The sequence below is a fragment of the Mycobacterium simiae genome (genome assembly GCF_008370645.1).
Classification (GTDB): Bacteria; Actinomycetota; Actinomycetes; order Mycobacteriales; family Mycobacteriaceae; genus Mycobacterium; species Mycobacterium simiae_A.
This window is the reverse complement of record NZ_VTZN01000001.1, coordinates 75832-101601: the sequence shown is the minus strand read 5'-3', so window position 1 is coordinate 101601 and position 25770 is coordinate 75832. Positions and strand designations below refer to the sequence as shown.

At 64.7% G+C, this 25770-nt stretch carries 21 protein-coding genes and 1 pseudogene; 12 read left to right on the top strand and 10 right to left on the bottom strand.

The features are described from left to right. Positions 1-4 precede the first annotated feature (4 nt). Positions 5-1594: a phytoene desaturase family protein gene (locus tag F0Q45_RS00500; RefSeq protein ID WP_149652019.1), complete on the bottom strand. Its 1590-nt coding sequence runs from the start codon at positions 1592-1594 to the stop codon at positions 5-7. Between the two features lies 1 nt (position 1595). Then, complete coding sequence (locus F0Q45_RS00495; protein WP_149652018.1) at positions 1596-2060, bottom strand: SRPBCC family protein; 465 nt, start codon at positions 2058-2060, stop codon at positions 1596-1598. Positions 2061-2209: 149 nt separating this feature from the next. Between F0Q45_RS00495 and F0Q45_RS00490 the strand changes: the two genes are divergently transcribed. Next, positions 2210-2566, top strand: a complete 357-nt coding sequence (locus F0Q45_RS00490) for an aminopeptidase (RefSeq protein ID WP_149652017.1) — start codon at positions 2210-2212, stop codon at positions 2564-2566. Here F0Q45_RS00490 and F0Q45_RS00485 read toward each other — a convergent pair. Then, positions 2559-4343 (bottom strand): SDR family oxidoreductase, encoded by a 1785-nt coding sequence (locus F0Q45_RS00485; protein ID WP_149652016.1) that lies wholly within the window; start codon positions 4341-4343, stop codon positions 2559-2561. The genes F0Q45_RS00490 and F0Q45_RS00485 overlap by 8 nt on opposite strands. Before the next feature lie 210 nt (positions 4344-4553). On the opposite strand from F0Q45_RS00485, the gene sucB reads away from it, so the two are divergent. The 5 genes from sucB to F0Q45_RS00460 all read left to right on the top strand — a co-directional run bounded on the left by sucB (position 4554) and on the right by F0Q45_RS00460 (position 10820). Further along, the gene (gene sucB / locus F0Q45_RS00480) at positions 4554-6347 is read left to right on the top strand and encodes a 2-oxoglutarate dehydrogenase, E2 component, dihydrolipoamide succinyltransferase (protein ID WP_149652015.1); all 1794 of its coding nucleotides are present in this window, start codon (positions 4554-4556) and stop codon (positions 6345-6347) included. A gap of 4 nt (positions 6348-6351) precedes the next feature. Continuing rightward, positions 6352-7263, top strand: coding sequence for a TIGR01777 family oxidoreductase (locus F0Q45_RS00475; RefSeq protein WP_149652014.1), 912 nt, complete (start codon positions 6352-6354; stop codon positions 7261-7263). Positions 7264-7377: 114 nt separating this feature from the next. Then, positions 7378-8130, top strand: a complete 753-nt coding sequence (locus tag F0Q45_RS00470; RefSeq protein WP_149652013.1) for a flavodoxin family protein — start codon at positions 7378-7380, stop codon at positions 8128-8130. Positions 8131-8484: 354 nt separating this feature from the next. Next, the gene (locus tag F0Q45_RS00465) at positions 8485-9144 is read left to right on the top strand and encodes an RraA family protein (protein WP_149652012.1); all 660 of its coding nucleotides are present in this window, start codon (positions 8485-8487) and stop codon (positions 9142-9144) included. Next, positions 9144-10820 (top strand): acetolactate synthase large subunit, encoded by a 1677-nt coding sequence (locus F0Q45_RS00460; protein WP_149652011.1) that lies wholly within the window; start codon positions 9144-9146, stop codon positions 10818-10820. The genes F0Q45_RS00465 and F0Q45_RS00460 overlap by 1 nt, the downstream gene beginning before the upstream one ends. Positions 10821-11042: 222 nt before the next feature. On the opposite strand, the gene F0Q45_RS00455 is transcribed toward F0Q45_RS00460, so the two are convergent. Then, positions 11043-11429, bottom strand: a complete 387-nt coding sequence (locus tag F0Q45_RS00455) for a DUF1622 domain-containing protein (protein WP_149652010.1) — start codon at positions 11427-11429, stop codon at positions 11043-11045. Positions 11430-11545: 116 nt separating this feature from the next. On the opposite strand from F0Q45_RS00455, the gene lipB reads away from it, so the two are divergent. The 3 genes from lipB to F0Q45_RS00440 are packed head-to-tail and all read left to right on the top strand — an operon-like array spanning position 11546 to position 14018. Further along, a complete protein-coding gene (gene lipB / locus F0Q45_RS00450) occupies positions 11546-12298 on the top strand; it encodes a lipoyl(octanoyl) transferase LipB (protein ID WP_149652009.1) in 753 nt (250 codons plus the stop codon). After that, positions 12295-13239 carry a lipoyl synthase gene (lipA, locus tag F0Q45_RS00445; protein WP_149652008.1) on the top strand — a complete coding sequence of 315 codons (945 nt, stop codon included), beginning with the start codon at positions 12295-12297 and terminating at the stop codon, positions 13237-13239. The genes lipB and lipA overlap by 4 nt, the downstream gene beginning before the upstream one ends. A gap of 26 nt (positions 13240-13265) precedes the next feature. Beyond that, the gene (locus tag F0Q45_RS00440; protein ID WP_149652007.1) at positions 13266-14018 is read left to right on the top strand and encodes a DUF4191 domain-containing protein; all 753 of its coding nucleotides are present in this window, start codon (positions 13266-13268) and stop codon (positions 14016-14018) included. A 13-nt stretch (positions 14019-14031) separates the two neighbouring features. Here the strand turns inward: F0Q45_RS00440 and F0Q45_RS00435 are convergent, their stop codons facing one another. Next, a complete protein-coding gene (locus F0Q45_RS00435) occupies positions 14032-14454 on the bottom strand; it encodes an RDD family protein (RefSeq protein ID WP_149652006.1) in 423 nt (140 codons plus the stop codon). Positions 14455-14691: 237 nt separating this feature from the next. Between F0Q45_RS00435 and glnA (F0Q45_RS00430) the strand changes: the two genes are divergently transcribed. From glnA (F0Q45_RS00430) to F0Q45_RS00425, 3 genes are all read left to right on the top strand, one after another. Then, positions 14692-16128 (top strand): type I glutamate--ammonia ligase, encoded by a 1437-nt coding sequence (gene glnA / locus F0Q45_RS00430; RefSeq protein WP_149652005.1) that lies wholly within the window; start codon positions 14692-14694, stop codon positions 16126-16128. Positions 16129-16209: 81 nt separating this feature from the next. Continuing rightward, entirely contained in the window at positions 16210-16371 is a 162-nt protein-coding gene (locus F0Q45_RS27440; RefSeq protein ID WP_188112728.1) for a hypothetical protein, read from the top strand. A 588-nt stretch (positions 16372-16959) separates the two neighbouring features. After that, positions 16960-18426: a phospholipase C gene (locus F0Q45_RS00425; protein WP_188112730.1), complete on the top strand. Its 1467-nt coding sequence runs from the start codon at positions 16960-16962 to the stop codon at positions 18424-18426. A gap of 285 nt (positions 18427-18711) precedes the next feature. Here F0Q45_RS00425 and F0Q45_RS00420 read toward each other — a convergent pair. The 5 genes and pseudogenes from F0Q45_RS00420 to F0Q45_RS00400 form a co-directional block, all read right to left on the bottom strand. Continuing rightward, positions 18712-19074 (bottom strand): annotated as a pseudogene (locus tag F0Q45_RS00420) (LLM class flavin-dependent oxidoreductase); the annotation flags it as partial. Continuing rightward, on the bottom strand, positions 19071-19697 hold the full coding sequence (locus F0Q45_RS00415; RefSeq protein ID WP_149652064.1) for a PaaI family thioesterase: 627 nt from the start codon (positions 19695-19697) through the stop codon (positions 19071-19073). The gene F0Q45_RS00415 and the pseudogene F0Q45_RS00420, both read right to left, overlap by 4 nt. 16 nt (positions 19698-19713) lie before the next feature. Then, positions 19714-22695: a bifunctional [glutamine synthetase] adenylyltransferase/[glutamine synthetase]-adenylyl-L-tyrosine phosphorylase gene (locus F0Q45_RS00410; protein ID WP_149652004.1), complete on the bottom strand. Its 2982-nt coding sequence runs from the start codon at positions 22693-22695 to the stop codon at positions 19714-19716. A gap of 54 nt (positions 22696-22749) precedes the next feature. Continuing rightward, positions 22750-24090, bottom strand: a complete 1341-nt coding sequence (gene glnA, locus F0Q45_RS00405) for a type I glutamate--ammonia ligase (RefSeq protein WP_149652003.1) — start codon at positions 24088-24090, stop codon at positions 22750-22752. Positions 24091-24170: 80 nt separating this feature from the next. Next, the gene (locus tag F0Q45_RS00400; RefSeq protein WP_149652063.1) at positions 24171-25727 is read right to left on the bottom strand and encodes an alpha/beta hydrolase; all 1557 of its coding nucleotides are present in this window, start codon (positions 25725-25727) and stop codon (positions 24171-24173) included. Positions 25728-25770 lie beyond the last annotated feature (43 nt).

Genomic DNA, 25770 nt, shown 5'->3' with positions numbered 1-25770 from the left:
CTGACTACTTGGTCAGCAGGGAGATGACTGCGCGGCTCACCTTGCGTCGTGGCCAGCCGGTCCACCCGTCGGCGGCTAGTGCGGCGTGGGCGGCGTTGCGCCCGCAGGCGCCGTGCACCGAGCCACCTGGAGTCGCCGAGGCGCTGCCCAAGTACAGTCGCTCGACCGGCGTTTCGGCCCGTCCCAGTCCCGGCGCCGGACGGAAGATCAGCATCTGCTGCAGTTGTGCGGTTCCGCCGTTGACCGCGCCCCGATACAGATTGGCGTCGCTGGCTTCCAGGTCCGACGGCCGTTGCAAGAACCGGTCAATCACTCGAGAACCAAACCCCGGAGCATGCTCTTCGATTACGGAGTCCACCGACTGGGCGAGCTGCTCCGCGGCAGCATCGTCGGCGACGTTTCGGGGCAGATGCGTGTACGCCCATACACTTTCGGTACCCGGCGGTGACCGGGTCGGATCCGCGGTGGTGGTTTGGCCGAGCAGCAGGAACGGATGCTCGGGTACCACACCGGTGTTGAGGTCTGCCATCCATCGAACCAAGCCATCCCCGTCGGCCCCGAGATGGACCGTTCCCGCCTCTCGCAGGCTCGCCGATCGCCAGGGAATGGATCCGTCCAGGGTATAGTTGACCTTCACCACCGGTGGATCCCAGACGTAGTGCTCCAGCTCGCGATGCAGGCCATCCGGCACCGCGTCGGCCGGCAGCATCTGGCAAAACAGTTGCGGCGCAGTCACATCAGCCACGATGGCGCGGCGCGCGCGGATTGTTCGCCCTTCGGCGGTGGTCGCCGCAACGGCCCGGCCACCGTGCACTTGAATACGGGATACGTTCTGGTTGACCTCGATTCGCGCCCCGGCCGAACACGCGCGATTCACCAGAGCTGCGGTCAGTTGACCCGCACCGCCTACCGGCACCGGCCAGCCGCAGTCTTGGCCAAGCATGGTCAGCAAAAAGCCCATCGCGCCGCTGCCCGGGGCGTCGGGTGCAATGTCGGCGTGCATCGCGTTGCCCAGCAACAACACTCGCGGTGCCGCACCGGCGAACAGCTGCTCCACCATCGTGTTGGCGGGCTGTATGAGAAGGCGCGCCAACCGAAGTGCGTCGGCGGTGCCCAGCTTGAGCAGTAATCGCAGCAGCGGACGCGTCGGCGGAAAGGGTGCAAAAATCGCATCCAAGAGGGGTGATTTGATCTGTTCCCAGAGTCGCACCACCCGCCACCAATTCTCACCGTCGACTCGCTCTCGACGTTCGAACTCCGCGGCGGTGCGCGCCGGGTCGCGATAAAGCGCGGGCGGGTCGTCATCGGCCGCGCCACGCGGGTGAGCCAGCACCGTGGGCGCATGAGACCACTGCAACCCATGATCTTCCAATTGCAGCGCTGCCATCGCGGGAGAGGCCGCGGTCATCGGGTAGAACGAGCTGAACAGGTCGGTAATGTATCCCGGCGTGAGTTCGGCGCTGCGTACCGCGCCACCGGGGTGGGGCTGGGCTTCCAGCACCCACACATCCCATCCGGCGTCGGCCATGATCGACGCGGCGACCAGCCCGTGGTGACCGGCTCCGATCACGACGGCGTCGACCGTCTCGACCATGCTATTTGACGTTACTCGGCTGTAGGCGTTCCGCCAGAGCCGCCAGCCGCAGTAGGCATTCCCGGTTGCGGGGGTAGATGGCCGCCAGCGCCAGGCGATTGGGGATCAAGCCAACCGGCCCCTCGACCGGCATCTCAATCATGTCGACTCGGCACCCTTGCGGACTATCGGTGACCCGCATCGTTATGCGTGCCGCGCCCAGCCGTCCAAGCCCGGCGCGCAGCACCAGTTCCCGACCAGGAACCCAGCCTGCCACCATGGTTTGGTCGTTGATCACTAGCGGCCAGACCCCGATCGAGTGGCGGATCACCGAACCCGGTTCGGGCCAGTGCGAGTCGACCGCCCGAGTCCGGCTGTTGCCGACCACCCACTGAGCGTAGGTCCACCCATTGGCCAGCACGTCCCACACGGTTTGGCTCGACGTCGTCACCTCCCGGCTCGCGGTCAGTTTTTCGGTTGCTGTCATTGAGATTCCTTTCGTGCCGAGAGCGATCCCAGGAATACCCACAGCCGCCGCGATTACTCCCAGGACTAGCCGGACAGCTCGCCCGGTTTAGCCGACGGACCCAGCGGCTAAACCAGGGCACCAAGTCTGCTCTCCTGAAAGGCCGGATTGTGACTGTGCGACGGTTGATCATCGCGGTGAGCGCCGCGCTTCTGGTGGCCGGAGTGATAGGGCTGTTGGTGCCCGTGACGGTCTCGAACAGCGACGGCGCCTCGGTTTCCTGCGGGAACGGGATTGGCGCTGACCTGTCCTCAGCGCGAAACGCCAACGACAAGAATGGCGCCAACATACCCATCCTCAACCAGGTCATCCCGCATACCGACTTCGTGGCTCAATGCGAGTCGGCGGTATCGAGTCGGCGCAGCTGGACCATACCGCTGGTGGTCCTCGGGGTCGTCGGGCTAGTCGGTGCGCTGCTGATGCGGCGAACCGAAAGCGCCGCCACCGGCGGACCGGGAATCAGATGACCCGCATCCGCGCCGTACTGCGCAAGGCCTGGGGCAGCACCCGGGAGATGCCGTAGAGCGCGTAGGCCTCCGGAGCCACCGGGCGGATCGGTTTGCCCTTCTTGACCGCGGACACGATGGTGTTAGCTACCTTGTCCGGTCCGTAGCGGCGTAGCGCGAACAACTTGTCGAGCTGGCTTCGCCGGCCGTCGACCTGGTCCTCGCCGTGTCCTACCGGCGCGTCGAAGCGGGTGGCCGCAATGATGTTGGTGTCGATGACGCCGGGACAGATTGTGGTCAAACCAACGCCGGCGGCGTCGAGTTCGGCACGCAAGCAGTCGGAGAACATGTACGTGGCCGCCTTCGAGGTGCAATACGCGCTCAGCGACTGCAGCGGCGCATAGGCGGCCATGGACGACACATTGACGATGTGGCCGCCGGTGCCGCGCTCCACCAAACGCCGGCCAAAAGCCCGGCAACCGTTGACGACACCGCCAAGATTGACAGCTAGCACCCGATCGAATTGTTCGGCCGGGGTGTCCAGGAACCGCCCGGCCTGACCGATACCGGCGTTGTTGACGACAATGTCGGGAACGCCGTGCTCTGCGCAAACCTGCTCGGCAAACGCCTCAACCGCCTCGGCGTCAGACACGTCGAGCAGGTAAGAATAGGCGACGCCGCCGCGGGCCACGACCTCGGCGGCCGTGTCTTTGACCGTGGCCTCGTCAATATCACTGATCACGACCTCAGCGCCCTCCCGGGCGAAGGCAAGTGCGGTCTCCCGGCCGATTCCGCTACCGGCGCCGGTGACCGACACCAATGTGTCACCGAAGTTCTCGCGCGGACGACCAACTTGGGCCCGCAACAGTGCGCGACTGGGCGGCTTGCCTTCGACCAGGTCGGCGATGTCGTGCACCGCGGCCGCCATCACCTGTGGGTGCGACATCGGAGAAAAGTGACCGGCTTTGATGTCGCGCCGCCACAGGCGCGCCACCCAGCGTCCCGTCTCGTCATACCCGTAGGGGCGCACGTAGCGGTCTTGGGTGTTGACGATGAGCTGCACCGGCACCTCGATGACCGGGATGCTGCGACCGCGTCGCATCCTAGCGAAAGCCCGAAAGTAGTTGGCCGGATAGGTTTTCACCGAGTTGGCGGCGTCGCTGGCCAGGTTGTCCGAGTGGTGGATCTGGTGCGCCGGAATGTTGTCGACCAGGTTGCGCCGAATTGCCGCACTCGACAACGCGGCCCGCAGCAACAGTGGCGCCACCACCGGCACCGAGAACATCGCCATGTAGCTCAACCGCAGCGCTTGGGTGAGCGCGCGGATGAAGGTTCGCGGCCGCCAGGGCCGGCGCAGCCCACCCACGATGTAGCTGGCCAAGTGATCCTGGCTCGGACCCGACACCGACGTGAATGAGGCGACCCGGTCGGCGGCACCGGGCCGGGTCAGGTACTCCCAGATGCCCACCGAGCCCCAATCATGGCCCAGCACATGGACCGGCTGACCAGGGCTCAGCTGGTCGATGACGGCGGCCAAGTCGTCGGCGAAGCACGCCATGGTGTAGGCCGAGACGGGCTTGGGCGCCGCGGACAGGCCGACACCGCGGTTGTCGTAGCGGATGATTCGGAACCGCTGCGCCAGCAGCGGAACCACGCCGTCCCACAGCACGTGCGAGTCCGGAAAGCCGTGCACCAGGACGACTGGCGAACCGCCGGGCTGGCCTTCTTCGTACACCGCGATGCGAACACCGCCCGCGCTGTCGACGAACCGCTGGGGTGCCTGTTTTGTTGCCGGCATCAGAGCTCCTGCCTGTTAATCGCCACACCGTAGCAAGGGCCGCCGACAGTGCCGGCGCCCGAAGTCGCCGTGCCCTGAATGTAGGCCGACCAGGCGGCAGTGACAGGATGGGTCTGGACATCTACTTGGGTTCCGCACCCGGTGCACGACTGTGTGGTAAGCCAGAGGTCGGCCCGCGCCGACCGACGACCGATCGAGGAGTCAACAGAGATGGCCTTCTCAGTCCAGATGCCGGCACTCGGTGAGAGCGTCACCGAGGGAACCGTCACTCGATGGCTCAAGCAAGAAGGCGACACGGTCGAGATCGACGAACCCCTCGTCGAGGTATCGACCGACAAGGTCGACACCGAGATCCCGTCGCCGGCCGCGGGCGTGCTGACCAAGATCATCGCCCAGGAGGACGACACCGTCGAGGTCGGCGGCGAACTGGCGCTCATCGGCGAATCCTCGGAGACCTCGGACGGCGCGGCAGGCGGCCCAGACAGCGCGCCAGCCCAACCGGAGCCGCAAGCGCCGGCCGAACCGGAGCCGGAGGCCGAGCCGGAGCCGCAACCTGAAACCCAGTCCCAACCCGCGGGCCGACCCGGTCCCAGCGGCGATGCGACGCCGGTGCTGATGCCCGAACTCGGTGAATCGGTGACCGAGGGCACAGTAACTCGCTGGCTGAAGAAGGTCGGCGATTCGGTTCAGGTCGACGAGCCGTTGGTGGAAGTCTCTACCGACAAGGTCGACACCGAGATCCCGTCACCAGTCGCCGGCGTCTTAGTCAGCATCACTGCCGAGGAAGACGATGTCGTTCAGGTGGGCGGCGAGTTGGCGCGGATCGGCTCCAGCTCCCCAGCTAGCGCGGCGCCATCCAAGCCGACCCCCGAGCCCACGCCGGAGCCGCACCCCCAGCCCACGTCCCGACCACAACCCGAAGGCGCCGCCAAGCCGGCTCACCCACCGCAACCCGAGGCCAAGCCGGCGCCCGCGGCTGCGCCCGCGCCGAAAGAAGAACCTGCAGCGGCCCCGGCGGCGGCTGCGCCGGCAGGCGCAGCCGACGGTACGCCATACGTGACACCGTTGGTGCGAAAACTAGCCTCCGAGAACAACATCGACCTTGCGGAGGTAACCGGTACGGGCGTCGGCGGTCGGATCCGCAAGCAGGACGTGCTAGCAGCAGCGCGCCAGAGGCACGAAGCGCAAAAGGCGCCGGCTACCCAGGCGGCCCCGGCCGCGGCACCGACAGCCGCCCCGAAGGCCCCCGTGGCCGCCGCTGCCGCACCCGAGCTGGCACATCTGCGCGGCACCACGCAAAAGGCCAGCCGGATCCGCCAAATCACGGCCAAAAAGACCCGCGAGTCCCTGCAGCTGACCGCGCAGCTCACCCAGACGCATGAAGTGGACGTGACTAAGATCGTGGCCCTGCGGGCCCGGGCCAAGGCGGCCTTCGCCGAGCGGGAAGGGGTGAACCTGACCTTCCTGCCGTTCTTCGCCCGAGCAGCCATCGACGCCCTCAAAATCCATCCCAACATCAATGCCAGCTACAACGAGGAGACCAAGGAGATTACCTACTACGACGCCGAGCATCTGGGGTTCGCTGTCGATACTGAACAGGGCTTGCTCTCTCCCGTTATCCACAATGCCGGTGACCTGTCACTAGCCGGGCTGGCCCGCGCGATTGCCGATATCGCGGCCCGCGCTCGGTCGGGCAACTTGAAACCCGACGAGTTGTCGGGCGGTACCTTCACCATCACCAACATCGGCAGCCAGGGCGCCCTGTTCGATACCCCGATACTGGTTCCGCCGCAAGCTGCCATGTTGGGTACCGGGGCAATCGTCAAGCGGCCCAGGGTGATCGTCGACTCGGTTGGCAACGAATCGATCGGCGTCCGCTCGGTGTGCTACTTGCCGCTCACTTACGACCATCGCCTCATCGACGGCGCCGATGCGGGACGTTTCCTCACCACCGTGAGGCATCGTCTCGAAGAGGGAGCGTTCGAGGCCGACCTAGGATTATGAGAACGTGGCCAAGACGGTTATCGCGATAGCGGGCTCGTCTGGCTTGATCGGCTCGGCGCTGGCTGCTGCGCTACGCGCCGCCGACCATCCGGTGCGTCGTATCGTGCGTCGGACCCCGGCGAATTCTGAGGAAGTGCATTGGAATCCGGAGAGCGGCGAGTTCGATTCCAACGCACTAACCGACGTCGACGTCGTGGTAAACCTGTGCGGAATCAACATCGGGCGGCGTCGGTGGTCGGGGGCCTTCAAGCAGAGCCTGCGCGACAGCCGGATCGCGCCCACCGAGGTGCTGTCGGCCGCCGTCGCCGAGGCCGGAGTCGGCACGCTGGTTAACGCCAGCGCGGTGGGCTATTACGGAAACACCAGGGACCGCGTCGTCGACGAAGAGGACTCGGCGGGGGCGGGTTTTCTGGCCCAGCTGTGCGTGGATTGGGAAGCCGCCACATTGCCGGCCCAATACAGCGGCGCACGTGTGGTGCTGGCCCGCACCGGGTTGGTGCTGGCCCCGGCGGGAGGTGCGCTGCGCCCGATGCGCCCGGCATTCTCGGTAGGTCTTGGCGCTCGGCTGGGTAGCGGCCGGCAGTACATGTCCTGGGTCAGCCTTGAGGACGAGGTGCGGGCGCTGCTCTTCGCCATCGCGCACCCCACGTTGTCCGGCCCGGTGAACATGACTGGCCCGGCGCCGGTGACCAATGCGGAGTTCACCACCGCATTGGGCCGCGCGCTGAACCGGCCGACCCCGTTGATGTTGCCCGGTTTTGCAGTACGCGCAGCGCTCGGTGAGTTCGCCGACGAAGCGCTGCTCTCCGGCCAGCGCGCCATCCCGGCTTCCCTCGAACAAGCTGGTTTCCAGTTCCACCACAACACAATTGGGGAGGCGCTCGGCTACGCTACTGCCCGCCGCGACCAGGTGTGAACTGCCACCCGTTGCGGCTTCGACGTAATCCCTTCCATTGCGCCACCATTCGTGTACTCTTCGCTTGCGGTGCTCGTCGACAATCCACCAACCGGTCAACAAATGGAGAAACGCGTGGCGACCTCGATATTCCACGACCTGAAAAAGGAAGGGCCGCTCTACGCGCTCTTTCTCAACTGCACCCTGAAGAAGGGACCTGCAGTATCGAACACCGAGGCGCTCTCCAACCTGCTTATCGAGCGCCTCAAGGCTCACGAGCCGGACATCGAAACCGAAATTGTCCGGGTTGTCGACTACAACATTAAGCCCGGGGTGATGAACGACGAGGGCGAGGGCGACGAGTGGCCAATGATTCTGGAGAAGGTCAAGCGCTGCAACATTTTCGTGCCCGCAATGCCGATCTGGATGGGTGTGCGCTCATCTGTGATGCAGCGAGTCATCGAGCGGCTCGACGGCAGTACCAAGACGGTGATGTGCGAACGTACTGGGCAGTTCCCGCTTTACGGATCAGTGGCAGGCATCGTGGTCACCGGCAACGAGGACGGCAGTCACGACTGCGTGGCCAACACGTTCGGCAACCTTCTGCACTTCGGCGCGACCGTGCCACCCAACACCGACGTCTACTGGGTGGGCGACGCGGGACCCGGACCTAGCTACATTGAGTCGGGCGGCGAGCTGTCGCCGTACGTGCGCCGCAACGCCGAGCTGGCCGCACTCAACCTGCTCTTTGCGGCAAAGCTGTTGCGGGAGAACCCATACACCATCAACATCGCCGAGCACAACGCAGTAATGATGGCCCGCGGCAAAGTTAAGGAAGCAGCCATGGAGCTCGCGATCAAGTACATGCGCGATAACATGCCCAACTGACCGAGCAGTGGATTCAGCCTGAAAGCCACCGTCATGCGGTCGTCCGGAAATCCGGTTCCCAGTATTACCGTTGCCCGAGGCCGCTTTAGAGATCGCGGATTCATGCGCCGACATACGCCACTCACTCGGGATGGGTTTTGTCAATGTGATCTGGCAGGACGCGGGTTCGCCGCCAGCGCGGCGCAAGCAGATACCGGCCTGCCCGCCCCCGTTACCACGACGGAGACTAAAGCAGCGCTGGAAAGCCTGACGCCGAACGCGATGGCGCGGATGATCCCGGCGGTCAGCCTGTTGCTTCGCTTGCTGCCCGGTACCACCGACGATGAACGCTAACGGAAGGGAAACCAGAAAGTCATGCAACTCACCGAACTCGTAGCCGGTCTCGGCGTCGCCGACGTCGTGGACGCGATGATGCTGACCCATCAACACCGTGCCCACATCATCGAGCTGCGGAGCCCCGATCCCACCCGGGTGCTCATCGGCCCAGCGGTGACCATTTCCTTTCTGCCGGTGCGCAAGGACCTGATGGATCCGGAGAAACACAGTCTCGGCCCGGCGATCTATCGCGCGGTCGCCCAGCACGACGCCAACGGCGCCGTCTTGGTGATGGCGTCAAATGGGCACCATAAGACTTCGCTCGGTGGCGGCACCAAGCTCAGCCGCGTCCAGAATCTCGGCATGGCGGGCATTCTCGCCGACGGCATGCTGCGCGACTTTGAGGAACTGGACACCTACGACTTCGCGACGTACTGCCATGGCGAGACGGTACGTGCCGGCGGCAATGAGATCCAGCCCTACCTGGCCGACGTCCCGGTGGCGATCGGCGGTGTCACGGTGGTGCCGGGCGACGTTGTCTTCGCCAAAGGTTCGACGGCCGTGGTGATTCCCGGCGCCGAGGCCGAGATGATTTTGACCAAGGCGCGCCAGGTGATGAACAAGATGGACCAGATGAAGCAAAGCCTGAAATCCGAAGATCCGCAGACGGTCCTTAGCCAGGGAAGCGGTGAACTGTAATGGCACCGTCGAACACCAGCGAGCAGATCGTCGAGGCGCTCGCCGCCGAAGGCGTCGAGTATGTGTTCGGCATCCCGGGCGATGAGAACCTGCATTTCATGGAGGCGCTTCGCAAGGACGGGCGGATCACGTTCGTCCTGTTCCGCCACGAACAGGCCGCGGGTTTCGCGGCCGCGGCCTACGGCCGCCTGACCGGCAAACTCGCGGTTGCCATGTCGACTCTGGGCGCCGGGGCGATGAACCTGACCACCCCGGTCGCCCACGCCTATCTGGCGGCGATGCCGATGCTGGTCATTACCGGTCAAAAAGCGGTGCGCGACAACCGTATGGGGCAATACCAACTAGTCGACGTGGTCGACGTCATGCGCCCCATCACCAAGTTTGCGGCCAAGATCCCCTCCGGGCACATGGCCGGGTCGCTGCTGCGGCAGGCGATGATGTCGGCGTTGGGCGGGCGTCAGGGACCCGCGCATCTGGAACTGCCCGACGACGTGGCCCGCGAGACCGAGCTGGGCCCGCTGGTTCCGTGCCGGCACGGCGATATTCCGGTGGCCACCCAGGACAGCATCGAGACCGCGGCCAAGCTGATTCAGAACGCGAGCCGGCCGCTGATCATGGTGGGCGGTGGCACGCGCGCCAACCGGCCCGATGTTGCGGCGGCGGTGCGATTGCTGATCGACAAGACCCAGATTCCCTTCGTGGTAACCATGATGGGCAAAGGCGTGGCCAATGAGAACGATCCGAACTATCTCGGTTGTACGATCATGCCCGGCGATTATCCGAACTGCGCCATCCAGGCAGCCGACGTAATGCTCAACGTCGGCCATGACGTTATGGAGAAGCCGTCCCTGTTCATGCAGCCCGATGACGGGCGAACTGTCATTCACCTGAATCCCTTTGCCGCCCAAGGCGATAACTCCTACTTTCCGCAAGCACAGGTGGTCGGCGACATGGCCGACGCGCTGCGCCGGCTGACCGCGCAACTCGACCGAAATCCGGCCTGGGACCACGAGGGCTTTCGCAGCCTCGGAAAAGCGATGCAGGACAGCATTAAGCGCTCAGCTACCGACACCTCGTCGCCGGCCCGGCAGGGATATCTGATCGCCACCCTGCGTGAGTTTATGGGGGGCGAGGACATCCTCTCGCTCGATAACGGCATTCACATGTTGTGGGCCTCCCGCAACTTCAACGCCCGCCAACCCAACACCATGCTGATCGATCACGCGCTGGGATCGATGGGGATCAGCCTGCCGGCCGCCATCGCCGCCAAGCTGGTGTACCCCGAGCGCAAGGTCGTCGTGCTTACCGGCGACGGCGGCTTCGCCATGAACAACCAAGAGCTGGAAACGGCGGTCCGCCTCGGGCTCGATTTGATCATCGTGGTGTTCAACGACAGCAGCCTGGCCATGATCGCGCTCAAGCAAATGGTTGACGGCTACCAAAGGTACGGCGTGGACTTCGCCAATCCGGATCTCGTCACGTACGCCCAAAGCTATGGAGCGACCGGCCACCGACTGGACGACCCGGCCAAGTTTCGCGCGATACTCGATGAGGCCGCGGCGACCGGCGGGGTGCACCTTATCGACGCGCCCGTTGACCCCCAGCAGAACCTGGCACTCATGATGGAGATGCGTTCGGTCGACTGCCACAAGCTGCTGGCCGGCGGCGGTCAGTAGGCGCCATCCTGCTCACGGGCAGCGCTCCACCGCCGTCCGGACGGCGATCACTCACGAAGACGAACATGAAACTCCTCGACGAGCTCGAACGGGATGGTTGGGCCAACGCCCGAAGCCATTCGGGACCAAGGTCGTGATAGATCGGATCCACCCGGCCGCGGCATCCGTCCGCCGCCGGGTACCAGGCCATATCGGCGCCCGCCTGGCCGGCCCCTCGCATAGCTACGCGCCAGCGACGCTCGGCGTGGCAGCGGCCGGCGCCGGATCCGTCCGCTTGTCTTCCTGCCAGGGCCAGCGCCCGGTCATCTCCACGGTGAGCGAGAAGCTCAAGAAGGTTCGGATTGCGACAATGCCGGCCAGCGCGGCGACACTCTGGGCGTTGGGTTTCAGGGCAATCGTCTTGATGATGTCGCCGGCCACCAAGAGCTCTAAGCCGACCAAAATCGAGCGGCCGAGCTGTACCCGAAATTCTCGGTAAGCGTGGGCGGCGTTGCGTGGCGCGCGGCACAAGAAGAGCACAATGGCGACCACAGCGCCCACAATGATCACCGCGACACCCAGGCCGTCGATCGCCATGCCAACGCGGGCAACAGATTCGATGAAGCTCATTGCAGGCACACTATCTCGGCAAAGCGCATTTCGCCGCTAATAAACCGCGGGTTATCGCGCGCGTCGCGTCAGCGCGACGCGCGAACACGCTTGCGTTCACAGGTACCCTCGTTTTCGTGGCTGGTTCTATCCGGTCCGGTGTGGCCGCCGTCGACGTCCGTCAGCTCGGGATGATCGATTACCTAACCGCTTGGCAGCTGCAGCGGGAACTGGCCGACGCCCGAGTCGCCGGCGGACCGGACACACTGCTCCTCCTAGAGCACCCGGCTGTCTACACTGCCGGGCGACGCACCCAACCACACGAACGTCCGCTAGATGGCACCCCCGTTGTCGACACCGACCGCGGCGGCAAGATCACCTGGCACGGCCCCGGCCAGTTGGTTGGTTATCCCATCATCGGGTTGGCCGAACCGCTCGACGTGATCAACTACGTTCGGCGCCTTGAGGAATCGTTGATCAAGGTGTGCGGCGATCTGGGCCTGGACACCGGCCGCGTCGACGGCCGGTCCGGGGTGTGGCTGGCAGCCGATGCTGGGCGCCCGGCGCGCAAGGTGGCCGCCATCGGGGTCCGGGTGTCGCGTGCGACAACTCAGCACGGTTTTGCGCTCAACTGCGACTGCGACTTGCGCGCATTCAGCACCATCGTGCCGTGCGGCATCAGCGACGCCGACGTGACGTCGTTGTCGGCCGAGCTCGATCGCAAGGTAGCTGTCGACGAGGTCCGATCGGCCGTAGCCGACGCCGTCTGCGACGCCCTAGATGGTGTCCTGCCGGTCGGTGCCCAGGGGCCCGGCTTCACAAGCCGCCGTTCCGGCAGGCGTCGCCGCCAGGCGGGTCATCACGTCGCGGGCGTAGCATCTGCGATGTGACTGTCGCACCCGAAGGCCGGCGCTTGCTGCGCCTGGAGGTGCGCAATGCCCAGACCCCGATCGAGCGCAAGCCACCGTGGATCCGTATCCGCGCCCGCATGGGGCCGGAGTACACCCAGCTGAAGAACCTGGTGCGTCGCGAGGGTCTGCACACCGTCTGTGAAGAAGCCGGCTGCCCCAACATCTTCGAATGCTGGGAGGACAGGGAGGCGACCTTCCTGATCGGCGGCGACCAATGCACCCGCCGCTGCGATTTCTGCCAGATCGACACCGGAAAACCGGCGACGCTGGACCGCGACGAGCCGCGCCGGGTCGCCCAGAGTGTGCACACTATGGGGCTGCGCTACGCCACCGTCACGGGCGTGGCCCGAGATGACCTGCCCGACGGCGGGGCCTGGCTGTATGCGCAAACCGTGCGCGCGATCAAAGAACTCAACCCGCAGACCGGCGTGGAACTGCTGATCCCCGACTTCAACGGCGAGCCGGGCCGGCTTGCCGAAGTTTTCGAGTCACGCCCGGAAGTGTTGGCGCATAACGTCGAAACCGTGCCGCGCATCTTCAAACGGATCAGGCCCGCGTTCAGCTACCAACGCAGCTTGGGGGTGCTCACCGCCGCACGCGCCGTCGGCCTGGTCACCAAGAGCAACCTCATCCTCGGCCTGGGCGAAACCCCTGAAGAAGTCCGTACCGCCTTGGTGGAGCTGCGCAGCGCCGGCTGCGACATTGTCACCATCACCCAGTATCTGCGACCGTCGGCGCGCCACCACCCGGTCGAGCGCTGGGTCCTGCCCGACGAATTTGTCGAGCATGCGCAGTACGCCGAAGAAGTGGGCTTCGCCGGGGTGTTAGCCGGGCCGCTGGTGCGTTCGTCCTACCGGGCGGGCCGGCTCTACGCGCAGGCCCGGACCCACCAGGCCTCCGGTGCCTCGACCTCCCGGTAACAGCCGCGTAAGTATTCTTGATGACTATGGCCAAACCCCGCAATGCCGCCGAAACCAGGGCCGCCAAAGCTGCGGCCAGCGCCGCCCGTAAGGCGGCGGCTCGGCAGCGCCGCACTCAGCTGTGGCAGGCGTTCAACATTCAGCGCAAGGAGGACAAACGTCTGCTGCCGTACATGATCGGCGCTTTTGTGCTGGTCGTGGGTATCGCAGTGGCGGTTGGTGTGTCGGCCGGCGGGCTCACCATGGTCGCGTTGATTCCGTTCGGCGTGCTGTTGGGTGCGCTGGTAGCGTTCATCATCTTCGGCCGCCGCGCCCAGCGCAGTATTTACCGCCAAGCCGAAGGCCAAACCGGTGCGGCGGCCTGGGTGCTAGACAACCTGCGCGGCAAGTGGCGAGTGACGCCCGGCGTGGCTGCCACCGGTCATTTCGACGCCGTGCATCGGGTGCTCGGCAGGCCTGGTGTCATCCTGGTCGGCGAGGGCTCGGCGGGCCGCGTGAAACCATTACTCGTGCAGGAGAAGAAACGCACCGCTCGACTCGTCGGCGACGTACCGATCTACGACATCGTCGTGGGCAACGGCGACGGCGAGATTCCGCTGGCCAAGTTGGAGCGCCACCTCACCCGGCTTCCGGCCAACATCACGGTCAAGCAGATGGACTCGTTGGAGTCGCGGCTGGCGGCGCTAGGTTCACGGGCCGGTAGCGGCACCCTGCCGAAGGGGCCGTTGCCCAACGCAGGCAAGATGCGCGGCGTGCAGCGCACGGTACGCCGCAAGTAGTCGCACATCAGTATCAGCGGCGCACCACCGCCGTACCGGTCAGCCGGTCATGCAAACCCCGACCGTCGGTGTCGGTGAACAGCGCCGGAACCACCAGCGCAAGCAGCATCCCTCGAGCCAACAGCCGGCCAACACCTACCGGCGGCCGGCCGTCGGCCGCCACTACCACCAGGCCCAGTAGCAGCTGGCCCGGTGTGAATCCAAAAAGGCGCACCGCCACCACACCCAACAGCAACCAGATCACCAGCACCGCCGTCGACAACGTGGTGTGAGACCAGGCGCCGACCCCCAAACCCAGCAGCGCGAGTCCGTAGGACAGCAGCCAGTCCAGGCACAGCGCAGCCAGGCGGCGTCCCGTCGGCGCCAGTGAACCCGGGCCGGCCCGCGGGAAACCGAGCGCCTTACCGGGATACCCGGCAGGTGATTGCGACGTCATCGGCATGGTTCGATCGGCTCGCTCCGATTGCGGCGGGGCTGGCAGTGGGGCGGCCCGGATCGCGTCATCAACGGACCAGTTACGATTTTGCGGGCCATGGCCCAACAATAGGGCTCGGTAGAAACCGGGGACTGTTGGCGGGCCTTGTGGTCATGTAACCACTGCGCAACACCGGGTTGACTGGCGGGCAATAACACCTCCCTAGCGTCGGCCGCGAAACTAGTAAAGGAGCACTCTGTGACGGATAAGACGCCCGACGACGTCTTCCAACTTGTCAAGGATGAGGGCGTCGAATTTGTCGACGTCCGGTTTTGTGACCTGCCCGGAACGATGCAGCACTTCACAATTCCAGCTTCCTTCTTCGACGAGAGCGTGTTCGAAGACGGCTTGGCCTTTGACGGCTCCTCGATTCGCGGATTCCAGTCCATCCACGAATCAGACATGCTGCTGCTTCCTGACCCGGCTACCGCGCGCATCGACGCGTTCCGCGCCGCGAAGACACTGAACCTCAACTTCTTCGTGCATGACCCGTTCACCCTCGAGCCTTACTCGCGCGACCCGCGCAACATCGCTCGCAAGGCCGAGAACTACTTGATCAGCACCGGCATCGCCGACACCGCCTACTTCGGCGCCGAAGCCGAGTTCTACATCTTCGACTCGGTGAGCTTCGACTCGCGCACCAACGGCTCGTTCTACGAGGTGGATGCGATCGCAGGGTGGTGGAACACCGGCGCGGCCAACGAGACCGACGGCAGCCCCAACCGCGGCTACAAGGTTCGGCCCAAGGGCGGCTACTTCCCGGTGGCGCCGGTCGACCACTATGTCGACCTGCGCGACACGATGCTGCGCAATCTGATCGATGCCGGCTTCAGCTTGGAAAAAGGTCACCACGAGGTGGGCACTGGCGGCCAGGCCGAGATCAACTACAAGTTCAACACGCTGCTGCACGCGGCTGACGACTTGCAGCTGTACAAGTACATCGTTAAGAACACCGCATGGCAGGCCGGCAAGACCGTCACGTTCATGCCCAAGCCGCTGTTCGGCGACAACGGCTCCGGCATGCACACCCACCAGTCGCTGTGGAAAGACGGCAGCCCACTGATGTACGACGAAACCGGCTACGCCGGTCTGTCGGACACTGCCCGCCACTACATCGGCGGTCTGCTGCACCATGCGCCGTCGCTGTTGGCGTTCACCAACCCGACGGTGAACTCCTACAAGCGGTTGGTGCCGGGCTACGAGGCGCCGATCAACCTGGTTTACAGCCAGCGCAACCGGAGCGCATGCGTTCGCATTCCCATTACCGGCAGCAACCCGAAGGCCAAGCGGCTGGAGTTCCGGTGCCCCGACTCGTCGGGTAACCCCTACCTGGCGTTCTCGGCCATGCTGATGGCGGGCCTGGACGGGATCAAGAACAAGATCGAGCCGCAGGCGCCGGTCGACAAGGACCTCTACGAGCTGCCTCCGGAGGAGGCCGCGAACATCCCGCAGGCGCCCACTCAGCTGTCCGCGGTGATCGACCGGCTGGAGGCGGACCACGAATACCTCACCGAGGGCGGCGTTTTCACACCTGACTTGATCGAGACGTGGATCAGCTTCAAGCGCGAGAACGAGATTGAGCCGGTCAACGTTCGGCCGCACCCGTACGAGTTCGCACTGTATTACGACGTTTAATTCGAGCCCGAAGTAAAGTCAGGTTTTGGTGCGGATTCTTGGTGTCAACTGAGGCGCTTCTGACTTAACCGAAGAGATGGCGTGAGAAATTGCCCAAATCACGGCATCTCCTCGGTGGGGTTGGTGCTGTTATCGATGGTAGTCGAGGGTGCGTTCAAGTCCGTCGCGGCGGGCTGGCCGGATAGCTTCGCCGCGGCCGGCGTGTTCGTCGTCGGGAGTTACCTAGCCGATCGCGTCAGGTAGCCTTACGGAACTGTATTCCGTTCGGACTCTGGCGAGTTCGGCGTCCAGTAGCGACGGCTCGGTGATGGTATCCAGGTGTGGCCATTCACCCTTGATGTGGCCAAAGAACGACTCGATTTAGGTTTTGGCCTGGTCCTCGGGCACGCCGATCACCAGCAGCGCCAAAAACGCGCGGGCGTCGTGGGCGGTCATTAGTGACCGGTTGTCGCTGGCGGCGAGCAGGATCGGGCGGCGCGGATCGTCGGGTCAAGGTCGAGCCGTGTCGCCCACGAGAGGGCTGGGAGTCACCGCGCTAGCTCAAGTGAACGACGCATCAACCGACACCGCACCGAGCCTGTGGATAGCCCTACCCGTAGTCCTGTTCCGACCCGGCGTCCGTGCCGGTCGGCGCATCGTTCACGGATATTTTGCAGAGCGGCGAGTCAATTCGCGGCCAGTCGCATTGCCTAGATTACGTTCAGCTGCATACACGATGGACTGCCCGGCAGAAAAGGGGCACGAGTGCGCAATACACATACACGGCGCGGCGACGGTATCTCGCGCCGCGATTTCCTGGCCACGGCAGCCGCCGGAAGCGCCGCCACGTTGATGTCGCTGGCAGGTCCGGTCATCGAAAAGGCTTACGGAGCGGGGCCGTGTTCCGGCCATCTCAGCGACATCGAGCACATCGTGTTATTCATGCAAGAGAACCGGTCATTTGATCACTACTTCGGCACGCTGTCCGGCACCGAGGGATTCAACACCCCGTCGCCATTATTTGCCCAACGAGGCTGGAACCCTAGGACCCAGGCACTCGACCCGGCTGGCGTTACGTTGCCCTACCGCTTTGACACCACCAGAAGCCCCCTGGTCGGAGGTGAGTGCGTCAACGATCCGGATCATAGTTGGATCGCAATGCAGGAGTCCTGGAATGGCGGCGCCAACGACAACTGGTTGCCGGCTCAGGCCAAGACTCGCTCCGTCGGCAACACTCCTACGGTAATGGGTTATTACACACGAAAAGATCTGCCGGTTCATTACTTGCTAGTCGACGCATTCACGGTATGCGATCACTATTTTGGTTCATTGCTTGGGCCGACCCTACCCAACCGGCTGTACTGGGTGGGAGCTACGATCGACCCTGATGGAACCCACGGTGGTCCGCAGGTGGTTATGCCGACCACGGTCCAGACTCAGAAATTCAGCTGGCGAATCATGCCAGAGAACCTCAGCGATGCCGGCATTAGCTGGAAGATGTATCGCAACAAGACCTTGGGGCCGTTAGGGGCGAGCATCGCCTTCGACACGATTATTCAAGACTTCAAACAGGCAGCCAATCCTAGATCGGATCTCGCACGCTACGGCATAGCCCCGACCTACCCCTTAGATTTTGCTGCCGATGTTGCCGCCAACAGGCTGCCAAAGGTTTCATGGGTGATCCCCAATTTCCTTGCGTCTGAACACCCCGCATTCCCACCGGCAGTAGGCGCCAACGCTATTATCAGTATCCTCAGGATCTTGCTGTCCAATCAGGGTGTATGGGAAAAGACCGCGCTGATCGTCTCCTATGACGAAAACGGCGGTTTCTTCGATCACGTTACGCCGCCCACAGCGCCGCCAGGCACTCCCGGCGAGTACATTACGGTCCCAGACATCAACAAAGTGGCGGGGTCCGGAGGCATTCGCGGTCCGATCGGGTTGGGTTTTCGCGTCCCCTGCATTGTCATTTCCCCGTACAGCCGCGGTGGCCTGATGGCGCATGACACGTTCGACCACACCTCACAACTTCGATTGATCGAAACCAGGTTTGGGGTGCCGGTTCCCAACCTCACCGCTTGGCGCAGAAGCGTCACCGGTGACCTAACCTCGACCTTCAACTTCGCAGTCCCACCAAACCCAACGGTACCCAATTTCGGCGGCACTGCGGTCGGCGCGTTGGCAAAACTGCCGCAATGCATCCCGAACGGCGTAATCGGGAGTGCGAATGCCGGAATTCCCTACCGGGTCCCCTACCCACAAGCCATGCCTACCCAAGAAACCACACCCTCCCGTGGGGTTCCCAGCGGTCTGTGCTAATGACCAAGTTGAGCATTTTCGCGAGTCATGTTGCTTTACCGGCAATTTGCAGTCTGGCGCCGGCCGGGGTGTAACCGGGTCACCGGGAGTTGGGCAGCGCTGGTCTCCGAGCAGACCCCGCTAGCGTCGAAAAGGCCGCGTATGGCTTCGTGACATCCTCGGCCATCCATGTCCGCAGAGCCTCTGCGCACCCGAACATCAAGCGATACCGCGGTCAGCAACCTGCCATTGCTGCCGGCACAGCCAGAAAAACTGACTTATGATCCTGGGGTTCCAGTTCAACGGGGCTGCAGACTGCTCACCCATCAAGGTGAACTCCTGTGCGCACCAGCCGCCCCCGACGCCCAGCCCCACCCGCCCAGATGCCAAGAACGCCGCGGTGCCAATGGCTTTCGCTGCCGAGTAGGGATTCCGCAGGGCGGGAACGCACACAGTGGTGACGAACTTCAGCCGTCGGGTGACCTGCGCAAGCGCGCCGACGAGAACCCAGGGATCGGGCCAGTCGGTGAACGGCGGTCAGCGGCGCTGCCCGTCTTTGGTGTATGGATACCGGGTCCCGATGCCGTCGTAGCCCAAGTCGTCGGCGGCCTTTGCAATCTCGATGATCTCCGCTGTTTTCAGGAAGGCGCTGCTGATGTAGAACTTCATTCGGCTGCTCGTGCCCATGTCGGTTTGATGAAGACCCCTTCGGCCTCCACGGTGACGCCCGTACTGTCGGAAATGAACCCGCGCGCAAAGGCTTTGATACCTTCGGTGTGGTTCACCCAGGCTTGGCAACGAAGCGGCCCCAGCGGCGTGCCACGCAGATACTTCACCGTGATGGTGCCGGTGTACAGCGGCTGGGTCAGCCCCTGGCTGGCCGCCTCGCCCAGCATGTGGTCCAGCACCAGGGCACACACACCGCCGTGGGTCAGACCGGGCGGACCCTCATAGGCCGCGCCCAGCACGAATTGGCTCCAACACCGCCCCCCAGCTTCGTGGTGGACAACCAACGGCGGAGCGATCGGATTGCACTGACCGACGGCTGCGTTGGCCACCGGCACCAGACGACCATCGATGCGGTAACTGACACCGGATGGGCGGATTCGCTGACTGCGCAATGATCGCGTCACGGCATCGACCGCGGCACGGGCCTGCTCGATGACCGCGTCGTCGGCCTGGGTCCGGATCGTGGCGTCAATGAGGGCCCGAACGGCCTCGGTCAACGGCACATACGTCGCAGTAACGCGATCGTGCTCCGCTTCGCTCAACACCTCGAACGCGGCGTCCAACTCCACCCTCCCCTGCTCAACTCCCGAATACCTTGCGCACCACCGCTTTTGCTCGCCGCGTCACCCGCAGATAGTTGTCCAGGAACTCGCCGCCGTCCTCGCTGTGCCAGCCGGCGGCCACCGCAACCGCATTGAGCTGGCGTCCGGGCCCGGGCAGCTGATCGGTGGGCTTGCCCCGGACCAGCACCAACGCGTTGCGGGCCCGGGTGGCGGTCAGCCACGCCTGTCGCAGCAGGTTCACCTCATCTTCGGGAACGAGCCCGGCGGCGGTTATCGCGTCTAAGGACTGCAATGTCGATGTGTTGTGTAGAGCCGGGATCTCGTGAGCATGCTGCAGCTGCAGCAGCTGCACGGTCCATTCGATGTCGGTCAGCCCGCCGCGACCCAGTTTGGTGTGCGTGTTGGGGTCGGCCCCGCGGGGTAGCCGCTCGGACTCGATGCGCACCTTGATCCGCCGGATCTCCCGCACCGCCTCGGCGGACACGCCGTCCGGCGGATAGCGCGTCTTGTCCGCCATCAGCAGGAACCGCCGGCCCAACTCCGCGTCGCCGGCCACCGAGTGGGCCCGCAATAGCGCCTGGATCTCCCACGGCTGCGCCCACTGCGCGTAGTAGGCCTCATAGGAGGCCAGCGTGCGAACCAGCGGGCCGTTGCGACCCTCAGGGCGCAGGTTGGCGTCGACCAGCAGCGGTGGGTCGACGCTGGGTGTGCCCAAGTGCGTCCGCACCTGTTCGGCAACCGACGTCGACCATTTGACGGCCTGCGCGTCACTGAAACCGCTGGCCGGCTCGCACACGAACATCACATCGGCATCGGACCCGTAGCCCAGCTCCGAACCGCCCAGTCTGCCCATGCCGATGACGGCAACGGCCGCTGGGGCGGGGCCGTTGTCGGGCAGGTTGGCCCGGATAGTCGCCTCCAGCGCGGACTGCAGCACCGCTACCCATACCGAGGTCAGCGCATGACACACGGCGGTGACCGCGAGCATGCCCAGCAGGTCCGCCGAACCGATGCGGGCCAGCTCCCTGCGGCGCAGGGTGCGGGCGGCGGCGATGGCACGTACCGGGTCGGCATAGCGCCCGGCCGAGGCGATCAGTGCGCGGGCCACCGCGGCGGGCTCGGTCTCCAGCAGCTTGGGCCCGGTCGGGTTGTCGGTGTAGCTCTGAATCACCTCGGGCGCGCGCATCAACAGATCCGGTACATACGCCGAAGTGCCCAGCACATGCATCAGCCGCTTGCCCACGGTCGGCTTGTCGCGCAGCGTCGCCAGGTACCAGCTTTGGGTGGCCAGCGCCTCGCTGAGTCGCCGGTACGCCAACAGGCCGCGGTCGGGATCCGGGGCATACGACAGCCAGTCCAGCAGCCGCGGCAACAGCACCGACTGCACGCGACCGCGGCGGCCACTTTGGTTGACCAGGGCCGACATGTGCTTTAACGCCGTTTGCGGGCCCTCGTAGCCCAGCGCCGCCAGCTGCCGCTCGGCGGCCTCCGACGTCATGCCGCGGCCGGCGATCTCCAGCCCAGCCGGGCCGATCGATTCCAACAGCGGCTGATAGAAGAGTTTGGCGTGCAACCGGGAAACCCGCACGTTCTGGTGCTTAAGCTCCGCGCGCAGCACTCCCGCGGCGTCGTGTCGCCCGTCGGGTCGAATATGGGCCGCCCGCGCCAGCCAGCGCACTCCCTCGTCGTCGTCGGCCGGCGGCAGCAAGTGGGTGCGCTTGAGCCGCTGCAGCTGCAGTCGATGCTCGAGCAACCGCAGGAATTCGTAGGAGGCGATCAAGTTGGCCGCATCGTCGCGCCCGATGTAGCCGCCTTGACCCAACGCCGCCAGCGCGTCGACGGTGGAAGCGACATGCAGTGACTCGTCGCTGCGACCGTGCACGAGCTGCAGCAGCTGCGCGGCGAACTCCACGTCGCGCAGTCCGCCACTGCCAAGTTTGAGCTCCCGGCCGCGGATATCGGCTGGGACCAATTGCTCTACTCGGCGGCGCATGGCCTGCACCTCGACCACGAAATCCGCGCGCTCGCAGGCGGTCCACACCATCGGCCGCAATGCGTCCAGGTAGCGCTGGCCGAGTTCAGCGTCGCCGGCTGATACGCGGGCTTTCAGCAGCGCCTGAAACTCCCAGGTCTTGGCCCAGCGCTGGTAGTAGGCGATATGCGATTCGACCGTGCGGACCAGCTCCCCGCTGCGACCCTCCGGCCGTAGCCCGGCGTCCACCTCGAAGAATGCCGACGACGCCACCCGCATCATTTCGCCGGCGACGCGGGTGGTCACCGGATCAGCATGCTCGCCAACGAAGATGATGTCGACGTCGCTGACGTAATTCAGTTCGCGGGCACCGCATTTGCCCATCGCGATAACCGCCAGACGTGGCACGGTCCCATTGCCGCACACCGTCTTCTCGGCGACCCGCAACGCTGCTGCCAGGGCCGCGTCTGCGGTGTCGGCCAGCTGGGCAGCCACCACGGTGAAAGGCAGCACCGGCTCATCCTCGACGGTAGCCGCCAGGTCGAGTGCGGCCAGCATCAGCAGGTGGTCGCGGTAGAGGGCACGCAGCTCGTGCCCGACCGTGCCCAACCCGCCTGAGAATTCCTCGGCACACGTAATGAACGATCGCTGCATCTCATCGCGACATGGCAGTAACAGCTTGCCGCGCAGCGGCTTCCAGGACTGGGGACGCGCGACTAAATGGTCCCCCAGTGCCAGCGACGAACCCAGCACCGCTAACAGCCGCCCACGCAGGCTGCGATCGCTGAGCAGGGCGGCGTTGAGCTCGTCCCACCCAGTGTCGGGGTTTTCAGCCAGCCGTACCAGCACTCGCAACGCAGCGTCGGCATCCGGCGCACGCGACAGCGACCACAGCAGGTCTACATGGGCCTGGTCATCCGCTGCTGTCCAACCCAGCTGTGCCAGCCGAGCGCAGGCATGCGGGTCGACCAGTCCGAGCCGGCCGACGCTGGGCAGCCGTGGTCGCTGCGTCGCCGGCTTGGTCACGACCTCGACGGTAGCGCACTACACCCCGGTGTCGGTCCGACCGGCTGGATCGGGCTACAGCGACAGGTAGGTACGCAGTTCGTAGGGTGTGACGTGGCTGCGGTAATTGGCCCATTCTCGGCGCTTGTTGCGCAGGAAAAAATCAAAAACATGCTCCCCCAACGCCTCCGCGACCAGCTCGGAGGCCTCCATGGCGCGCAGTGCACTGTCCAGACTGGACGGCAACTCGCGGTAGCCCATGGTGCGGCGTTCCTCGGGGGTCAGGTCCCAGACGTTGTCCTCGGCCTGCGGGCCCAGCACGTAACCCTTCTCCACCCCGCGCAGTCCAGCGGCTAGCAGCACGGCGAAGGCCAAGTAGGGATTGCACGCCGAGTCGGGGCTGCGTACCTCGATGCGCCGCGAGGAGGTCTTGTGCGGCGTATACATGGGCACCCGCACCAACGCGGAACGGTTGGCCGCGCCCCACGAGGCAGCAGTGGGCGCCTCGCCGCCCTGAACCAGCCGCTTGTAGGAGTTGACCCACTGATTGGTGACCGCGCTGATCTCGGAAGCGTGCTCGAGAATCCCGGCGATAAACGACTTGCCCACGTCCGAGAGCTGCAGCGGGTCGTCGGGGCTGTGGAAGGCGTTGACGTCACCCTCGAACAGGCTCATGTGGGTATGCATCGCCGAACCGGGATGCTGCCCGAACGGCTTAGGCATGAACGTGGCGCGCACGCCCTCCTCCAGCGCGACTTCCTTGATGACGTAGCGGAATGTCATCACGTTATCGGCCATGGATAACGCGTCGGCGAAACGCAGGTCGATCTCCTGCTGGCCGGGCCCGCCTTCATGGTGGCTGAACTCCACCGAGATGCCCATGAATTCCAGGGCCTCAATCGCGTGCCGACGAAACTTAGAGGCCGATTCGTGCACCGCCTGGTCGAAGTATCCGGCGTTGTCGATGGGTATCGGCTCGGTTCCGTCTTCGGGACCGGCCTTCAGCAAGAAGAACTCAATCTCAGGGTGCACATAACAGGAAAAGCCAAGTTCGTTGGCCTTCGTCAACTGCCGGCGCAAAACATGCCTGGGGTCGGCCCATGACGGCGAGCCGTCCGGCATGGTGATGTCGCAAAATATCCGCGCGGAGTGATGGTGGCCCGCAGTGGTCGTCCAGGGCAACACCTGGAAGGTCGACGGATCGGGGTGCGCCACGGTGTCGGATTCGGATACCCGGGCAAAGCCCTCGATCGAGGACCCGTCGAAGCCGATGCCTTCTTCAAAGGCGCCTTCGAGCTCAGCAGGGGCGATGGCGACGGACTTGAGGAAACCGAGCACGTCGGTGAACCAAAGCCGCACGAAGCGAATGTCGCGCTCTTCCAACGTGCGCAGGACAAATTCCTTCTGCCGATCCATAACCCGAACACTAGGCAAGTTCTGTTAATTCCGTGTTACCGATACCGGGCCAGACACGTTGCGGTAGATGATCCGAGGGCTCAGGCAGCGCAGCGCAGGTTCGGCGGCGGCAAGGTCAAATCAAGGAAATACCGCACCACTGCGGTGTCCACACAGTCGTTGCCGTCGAATACCGTGGTGTGCTGCGTGCCGTCGTAGGTGATCAGCGTGGCGCCCAACTGGCGGGCCAGATCCACTCCTGCCTGATAAGGAGTGGCTGGGTCGTGGGTTGTCGAGACTACGACGACCTTGCCCGGCGCGGCCGGCGATGCGGCGTGCGGTATGGACGTTGCCGGCGCCGGCCATAACGCGCACAGATCGCGCGGGGCGAATCCAGTGAACTGTCCATAGCTGAGAAACGGAGCGGCCTGGCGGAATTGTTGATCGGCAGCCACCCAGGACGCTGCGTCCGTTGGGGTCGGGGCATCGACACAACGAATCGCATTGAACGCGTCCTGGTCGTTGTCATAATGGCCCTGGCGGTCCCGGCCGTCGTAGTCGTCGGCGAGCGCCAGCAGGTCGCCCGCGTCGGTGCCACGCTGCAGCCCAAGCAGCCCACTGGTCAAGTACTTCCAGTGCTGCGGGGTGTAGAGCGCATTGATGGTGCCGGTAGTGGCGTCGGCATAGCTTAGACCGCGCGGATCCGACGTCTTACCCGGGTTGCTGACCAGCGGATCGACCAGCGCGTGGTAGCGGTTGACCCATTGGGTCGCGTCAGTGCCCAGCGGGCAAGCCGTTGAACGGGCGCAGTCCGCGGCGTAGTCGTTGAAGGCGGTCTGGAATCCGGCTAGCTGCTTGACGTTTTCCTCGATCGGGCCGATGGTGGGGTCGATTGCGCCGTCGAGCACCATCGCACGGACATGGGCGCCGAAGCGTTCGATGTAGGCGGTGCCCAACTCGGTGCCATAGCTGTAGCCGAGGTAGTTGATCTGATCGTCGCCCAGCACCTGGCGGACCATGTCCATATCGCGCGCGGCCGATGCGGTGCCCACGCTGGCCAGCAAACCCAAGCCCATCCGGTCGACGCAGTGCTGCACCAACTCGCGGTACACCTGCTCGATGTGGACCACCCCGGCCTGGCTGTAGTCGACCATCGGATCGCGCCGGTAAGCGTCGAATTCAGCGTCGGTGCGGCATCGCAGGGAAGGCGTAGAGTGGCCTACCCCGCGCGGATCAAAGCCGACCAGATCGAAGTGCCGGGCGATGTCAGTGCTCTTTAGCTCCGGCGCCATGCTGGCAACCGTGTCGACCGCAGATGCCCCCGGCCCGCCCGGGTTGACCAGCAGCGCCCCCAGCCGCCGCCCGGTCGCGGGAATCCGGATCATCGCCAACTTGGCTTGCGCCCCACCGGGTTTGTCGTAGTCGACGGGAACGGGCACGGTTGTGCACTGCGCCGTGGGGATGTCGCTGGTGTCATCGATGAAGGCCACGCAGGAGCCCCAACTCTGCTGCGTTGCTGCCGTGGGCGCCGCTGGTATCGGGGTCTGACCGGCGTCGGGCTCCGGAGTCGCGCTAGCCACCGGAAGTTGAGCACCAAGGACGAGTCCGAGTGAGAGCAGCGCCGAGCTGACTGGTCTCAGACGCGACATGGCCAGCATCGTCTCACTCACGGATACCTGTCGTGGCGCGAAACGGTTACGC